This window comes from Pseudonocardia nigra (assembly GCF_019396355.1).
GTDB classification, from domain to species: domain Bacteria; phylum Actinomycetota; class Actinomycetes; order Mycobacteriales; family Pseudonocardiaceae; genus Pseudonocardia; species Pseudonocardia nigra.
Map to the genome: position 1 here is coordinate 1 of NZ_JAHKRK010000315.1, position 6544 is coordinate 6544.

The window sequence follows — 6544 nt, forward strand, 5'->3', positions numbered from 1 at the left end:
CTCGCGGGGCGCGCCAACATCGCCCACGCCCGACGCGACCTCCGCAACCACGACGACGCCTTCGCCGTCTTCAACATCTAACCGAATCCGACCAAACCGGACGAAAACGAACAACGCCGGGGCCCTGCCCATCCACAGGGTGCGGATGGGCGAATTCCGGCATGCAGTTCTTCGTTCCTGCCCCGTAGTCAGAGCCGGCCGTACTTGTTGTAGACGTCGATCACCGGGACGCCGGACTGCACCTCCTCGCGCACCTTGTCCTCGATGTCCTTCGCCTCCTCGGACTTCGCGAGGACCTCCTCGAGGGCCTCGGCCGGGATCACCAGCACCCCGTCCTCGTCGCCGAAGATCCAGTCGCCGGGGTTCACGCGGACCTGGCTGGTGAGCGTGCCGGTCATCGAGACCGGCACCTCGATGTCGTGGATCCGGGACCGGCGCAGCGACTCGATGGGCGAGGTGTAGCGGGCGAAGACCGACAGACCCTCGACCTCGCGCACCAGCCGGCCGTCCCGGATGCCGCCGTCGATCACCACCCCGGTGGCGCCGCGGGCGCGGCTGGCGTTGCTCATCAGCTCCCCCCAGATGCCGCTCTGCCGCTCACCCGCGGCACCCACGACGACGACGCATCCCTCGTACATCTGCGTGAAGACGCCGAAGTCGGCGAGCTTCGTGTTGGGGGGCATCTCCTCGCGCTCGCGCATGTCCGGCCCGGCCACGACCGTGTAGGCGGGGCCGGCGACCTGCATGGAGCGGTCGAGCGGGGCGATCCCGAGGTCCAGGCACTGATGGGGCAGCGCCATCTCGTCCATGATGTCGTAGACCACGGCCGTGTAGAGGGCCTTGAGGCGCTTCGCGGTCTGCTCGACCCATGCGGGGTCGGGGCGGGTGGCTGCGTCGGTCACGTCGGGTCCCCTCACTCGAAGATTCCGTAGCCGGGCACGGCGTGCGCACGCACGCCGTCCATGTCGAGTTCCACCCCGATGCCCGGGGTGTCGGGCAGGGTGATGTAGCCGTCCTTGACGATCGACCCGCTGCCGTCGGGCGCCACGACGTAGCTGTCCCACACCTCGCGCTCCTCCAGCGCGTGCCACTCCTGCACGAAGAAGTTGGGGATCGCACCGCACTGGTGCGCGGTGGCCATCGTGCCGAGCGGGGTGGAGACCAGGTGCGGTGCGAACGGCACGTAGTGCATCTCGGCCAGGTTGGCGATCTTCTTGGCCTCGGCGAGCCCACCGCACTTCGGCACATCGGGCTCGATCACATCCACCGCCCCGCGCTCGAGCAGCTCCCGGAAGCCCCACCGCAGGTAGAGGTTCTCCCCCGCGCAGATCGGAGTGCGGGTCTGCGCCCGGACCCGCACCAGCGCGTCGACGTTCTCGGCCGGGATCGGCTCCTCCAGCCACATCAGGTTGAACGGCTCCAGCTCCCAGGCGATCCGGCAGGCGCTGGGCACGTCGTAGCGGGCGTGCAGGTCGATGGCGAGGTCGACGTCCGGGCCGATCGCCTCCCGCACCGCGGCGACCCGCTCGACCATCGACCGCAGCTCGGCGGCGTTGATCGTGTGGTTGAACGGGTCGTGCTTCGCCGGGTGCCGCAGGTCGTCGATGTCGAACTTGATCGCGGTGAACCCCTCGGCGACCATCCGCTGTGCGCGGTCGACGCACCCGGCCACCGAGCCGGACGGGTCGTCGCCGTCGCCGCAGTCGGCGTACAGCCGGATCCGGTCCCGGAACTTGCCGCCGAGCATCCGGTACACCGGCTGGCCCGCGGCCTTACCGGCCAGGTCCCACAGCGCGAGCTCGATCCCGCTCAGCGCGATCACGAAAACACCGGCCTGCGGGCCGGCGAAGACGCGCCGCCGCAGCTTCTCCCAGCACCGCTCGACGTTGCGCGGGTCCTCACCGATGAGCAGGTCCTTCAGGGAGTTGATCAGCCCGACGACGCCGCCGGCACCCGCGTCCGGGTTCGCCTCGCCGAACCCGCTGATGCCCTCGTCGGTGTCGATCCGCACCAGCGTGGCCTCGCCGTGGTAGGCGACCACCGCCGTCGTGACGTTGACGATCCGCATACTGCTCTCCCGCCCGGACCAACTTGTCCTATAAGCTGCTGACATGGCTAGGAGACAAGAGAGCGGCGTCACTGTCAAGACTTGTCCGATAAGCTGCTGACATGAACAGGAGGCAGGAGTCGGCGGCCGGCGTCAAGGTCCGCACCCTTCCGGTGCAGGTGGCCGCCCACCTGGTGCAGCGGATCGCGGGCGGGGAGCTCGCCGACGGGCGCGCCCCGTCGGAGCTGGAGATCACGCAGGAGTTCGGCGTGTCCCGAGTGGTGGCGCGCGAGACCCTCAAGATCCTCGCCTCGCTCGACATCGTCGACATCGCGCAGGGGCGGCGCGTCACCGTCCGCCCTCCGGAGGAGTGGGACTACCTCAACCCGCTGCTGGCCGAGTGGCTCCCCGAGGAGCACGTCGACACGCTGCTGCGCGAGCTGCACGAGATGCGGCTGCTGCTGGAACCGGAGCTTGCCGCGATGGCCGCCGCGAGCATCACGGACGAGACGCTCGCCCGGCTGCGCGCCGAGCTGGACCGGATGTCCGACCTCACCGCCGAACCGGACGACTACCTCGAGGTCGACACGGCCTTCCACATGGAGATCTGCCGGGCGGCGAACAACCGGATACTCGACCGGATCATGTACTCCGCCCGCTGGCTGCTCACCGCCAGCCGACGGGTCACCAACGCCGCACCCGACAGCCTGCACCGCGCCACCGACGCGCACGCGAGGGTCTTCGCCGCACTCGAGGCGCGCGACCCCGACGCCGCCCGCGCGGCGATGCGCGAACACCTGCAGGGCAACATCCCGATCCTCGCCGAGAAGGAGCAGCGCACGAAGCGCGCCTCGGCCCGCCGCGCCTCCCGATAGGCGGCCGCTCCCCCGCACCCCCTGCGACCGCACATGTCCGCATGCCGAGAGGACGGTGGAATGACCACAGGTGACACCCGGCCCATCCGACTGGGGCTCATCGGGACCGGCCTGGCGGTGAAGAAGCTGCACTGGCCTGCGCTGAGTCGGCTCGCCGACCGGTACGTCGTCACCGCCTTCGCCGACCGCTCGGTCGCGCAGGGAGAGCACTTCGCCGCCTACAGCGGCGTCGACCCGGCCGCGTTCACCACCGACCACCGGGCGCTGCTCGACCGCGCCGACGTCGACGCGGTGCTCATCTCGGTGCCGATCGCGTCGCTGTACGAGGTGGCGAGGGACGCGCTCGCCGCGGGCAAGAACGTGATCTGCGAGAAGCCGACCGGCACCGACGAGGAGCAGGCCGAGGCGTTCCTGGCATTCGAGACCGAGTACCCGGACCGGACGGTCCTCATCGCCGAGAACTTCTTCTACCGCGACGACATCCGCCACGCCCGCGCTCTGCTCGACGACGGCGCCATCGGCAAGCTGCACCTGATGGCCTGGCGGCACGCCGGGCAGCACCTGCCCCGCGAAGGCACGTTCAGCGGAACGCCGTGGCGGCACCGGCCGCAGTACCGCGGCGGGGCCCACCTCGACGCGGGCGTCCACCACATCGCCCAGATCCGCATGCTGTGCGGCGACGTCGTCCGGGCCCACGCGGGCGTCCAGTGGGCCAACAGCACCATCGACGCCCCGTCCGACCTGGCGCTCAACCTCGTCTTCGCCGACGGCGCGATCGGGAACTACACCGCCAGCTACGCCGAGATCGCCGTGCCGCGGGAGCCGAACGACATGCGGCTGTACGGCACCGAGGGCGTGCTCGTCCTCGCCGGCCCCGAGTCCGAGCGCCGCGTCACGCTCACCCGCGCCGACGGCACCACGCGCACCGACGTCTTCCACGGCATCGACAACGGCTACTACGCCGAGCTGTGCAACTTCGCCGACGCCGTCCAGCACGGCGAGCCCGTCGTCGGGACGATCCGGCAGAGCTACGCCAACATGCTCGTCGTCCTCCGCGCCCTCGACTCCGCCGAACAGGACGCCGTGATGGCCCTCGACGACGTCGCCGCCGGCGCAGTACAGCTGTGGCGGCCGCGCGGCGCGTCCGGGCTGTTCGACGGGCTGCCGGGGGAACGCGCGCTCGACGGGGCGATCCGATGACAGCGGAACGCCCGCTGATCCTCGTCGGCGGGGACATGGGGCGCGGGGACGGCGTCGACTACCGGGCGGAGCTCGCGGCGGCCTTTCCCCAGGCGGATTTCGTCTCCTACGAGGGAGCTCCGGACACGCTCGAGGCGCACATCGCCGACGCGGATGCCGTGATCGGTCATGTACCGGACCGCCTGCTGCCGCGGGCGGTGCGGCTGCGCTGGGTGCAGACGACCGGCGCGGGCGCGGACGCCGTCTCCACCACCGCCTACCAGGAACGTGAGGACGTGGTCGCGACCACCGTGTCGGGTGTCCACGTCGCGAGCGTCCCCGAACAGGTGCTGGCGATGATGCTGGCCTTCGCGCGCTGCCTGCCCGAACAGATCGTCAACCAGCGTGGCGCCAAGAAGTTCTACTGGCCGACGCCCCCGTTCGAGGTCGAGGGGCAGACCATGGCCGTTCTCGGGATGGGCAGGATCGGAACGGCGCTGGCCCGGAAGGCCAGGGGCCTCGGGATGCGGGCCGTCGGCTGGCGCAGGCGGGAGACCACCGACGCGGACGACCTGTTCGACCACCGGTACGCCCCCGGGGACCTGTCGGCCGCACTCGGCGACGCCGACCACGTGGTCGTCACGCTGCCGCTGACGCAGGACACGCGGCACCTGATCGGCGCCGCCGAACTGACGGCGATGAAGCCCACCGCCTACCTGTACAACGTGGGGCGCGGGCCCATCGTCGACCAGGACGCGCTGCTGGCCGCGCTCCGCGCCGGGACGATCGCCGGCGCCGGGCTCGACGTCAGCGACCCGGAGCCGCTGCCCTCCGAGCACCCGTTGTGGGACGAGCCGAACGTCATCCTCCTCACGCACTACGGAGGGCTGACGCCGAAGTACGGCTCGCGCGCGTACGCGATCATCCACGACAACGTGGACCGGTTCCTCTCCGGTCGGCCGCTCGTGAACGTCGTCGAGAAGCAGTGGGGGTACTGAGCCCGCCGTCAGCACCGCGTCAGCAGCGGATGTGACGCTCGGGCCGTGATGCCCACCCTCCTGCGGCGCCCCGCCGTCGTCCTGACGGCCGGATGCGTCGTGCTGCTCATCGGCATGGGGCTACGCAACAGCTTCGCGCTGTTCCTCACCCCGGTCACCGAGCACCTGCACTGGACGCGCGAGGAGTTCTCGCTCGGACTGGCCGTCCAGCTGCTGGTCTGGGGACTGGCGCAGCCGTTCGCCGGGGCGCTGGCCGACCGCTACGGGTCGGGGCGGGTCGTCCTGTTCGGCGGCCTGAGCTACGCCCTCGGCATCGGGCTGGCGGCGCAGGCGTACGAGCCCGCCCACTTCGGCCTGACCGTGGGCTGCATGGGTGGGATGGGGCTCGGTGCCGCGGGGTTCGCCGTGGTTCTGGCGGCGATGGCCCGCGCCGTGCCGCCGGCGAAGCGGTCGTTCGCGATGGGGCTCGGCACCGCGGCGGGGTCGGCAGGCCAGTTCCTGCTCGTGCCGGTCACCCACGTGTTCCTGCACGTCCACGGCTGGGCGAACGCCTACCTGTTCCTGGCCGTCGCCGCGGCACTGATGATCCCCGCGGCCGCCGGACTGTCCGGCCGGCCCGAGCCCGTGGCCGGGGACTGGCCGCGCCAGTCGGTCGGCGGCGCGATCGTCGAGGCGCTGCGCCATCGCGGGTTCGTGCTGCTCATGGCCGGCTACTTCGTCTGCGGGTTCCAGCTGGCGTTCATCACCAACCACCTGCCCGCGTACCTGACCGACCACGGGCTGGCCGACACCCTCGGGGTGCTGGCGCTCTCGGCGGTCGGGTTGTTCAACATCGCGGGCTGTCTGTGGTTCGGAGCGCTGGGCGGGCGGCGCAGCCGCAAGAAGCTGCTGGCGGCGATCTACGCCTCCCGCGCGGCGCTCATCGCGCTGTTCGTGGTCGTCCCACTCGACACCGCCACCGTGCTCGTCTTCGCCGCGGGCATGGGGTTCACCTGGCTCTCGACCGTGCCGCTGACCACCGGGCTGGTGGAGCAGATCTTCGGGCCGCGCTACCTCGCCACGCTCGGCGGGCTCGTCTTCTGCACCCACCAGATCGGCAGCTTCCTGGGGGTCTGGCTCGGCGGGCTGCTGTACGACGAGACCGGCTCGTACCTGGCCGTGTGGTGGGCGGCGTGCGTGCTCAGCGCGCTGTCGGCGATCGTGCACCTGCGGATCGACGACCGGCCGGTCGTGCGGTCACCTGAAGATTCATCCCGGGGAAGCCCACCTTGGACGAGTACAGGTCGGGGATGTTCCGCCAGTCCCATGTCGGGCACAGCGTGCCGTCGACCAGCACAGTTCCCCTGCCGGCGACCTCCCGCGGGGTCGGCCGGACCGCGGCGAGGGCATCGCCGATGATCGGCCGCAGCAGGTCCCAGCGGCGGCTGACCGTGGACTGGCTGACC

At 71.0% G+C, this 6544-nt stretch carries 6 protein-coding genes; 4 read left to right on the forward strand and 2 right to left on the reverse strand.

Going from position 1 to position 6544, the window contains the following annotated elements; translation table 11 throughout:
• Nucleotides 1-188: 188 nt before the first annotated feature.
• Both KME75_RS38865 and KME75_RS38870 read right to left on the reverse strand, forming a co-directional pair.
• Complete coding sequence (locus KME75_RS38865) at nt 189-902, reverse strand: RraA family protein (protein ID WP_219419939.1); 714 nt, start codon at nt 900-902, stop codon at nt 189-191.
• 11 nt (nt 903-913) lie between these two features.
• A complete protein-coding gene (locus KME75_RS38870; protein WP_219419940.1) occupies nt 914-2068 on the reverse strand; it encodes a mandelate racemase/muconate lactonizing enzyme family protein in 1155 nt (384 codons plus the stop codon).
• A 101-nt stretch (nt 2069-2169) separates the two neighbouring features.
• Between KME75_RS38870 and KME75_RS38875 the strand changes: the two genes are divergently transcribed.
• Genes KME75_RS38875 through KME75_RS38890 form a run of 4 tightly spaced genes read left to right on the forward strand, consistent with a single transcriptional unit; the run spans nt 2170 to nt 6497 of the window.
• Nucleotides 2170-2922 (forward strand): FadR/GntR family transcriptional regulator, encoded by a 753-nt coding sequence (locus tag KME75_RS38875; RefSeq protein WP_246633680.1) that lies wholly within the window; start codon nt 2170-2172, stop codon nt 2920-2922.
• Nucleotides 2923-2982: 60 nt separating this feature from the next.
• A complete protein-coding gene (locus KME75_RS38880) occupies nt 2983-4122 on the forward strand; it encodes a Gfo/Idh/MocA family protein (protein WP_219419941.1) in 1140 nt (379 codons plus the stop codon).
• Entirely contained in the window at nt 4119-5099 is a 981-nt protein-coding gene (locus tag KME75_RS38885; RefSeq protein WP_219419942.1) for a D-2-hydroxyacid dehydrogenase, read from the forward strand. Before KME75_RS38880 ends, KME75_RS38885 begins: the two co-directional genes overlap by 4 nt.
• 48 nt (nt 5100-5147) lie before the next feature.
• On the forward strand, nt 5148-6497 hold the full coding sequence (locus KME75_RS38890; protein ID WP_246633682.1) for an MFS transporter: 1350 nt from the start codon (nt 5148-5150) through the stop codon (nt 6495-6497).
• Nucleotides 6498-6544 lie beyond the last annotated feature (47 nt).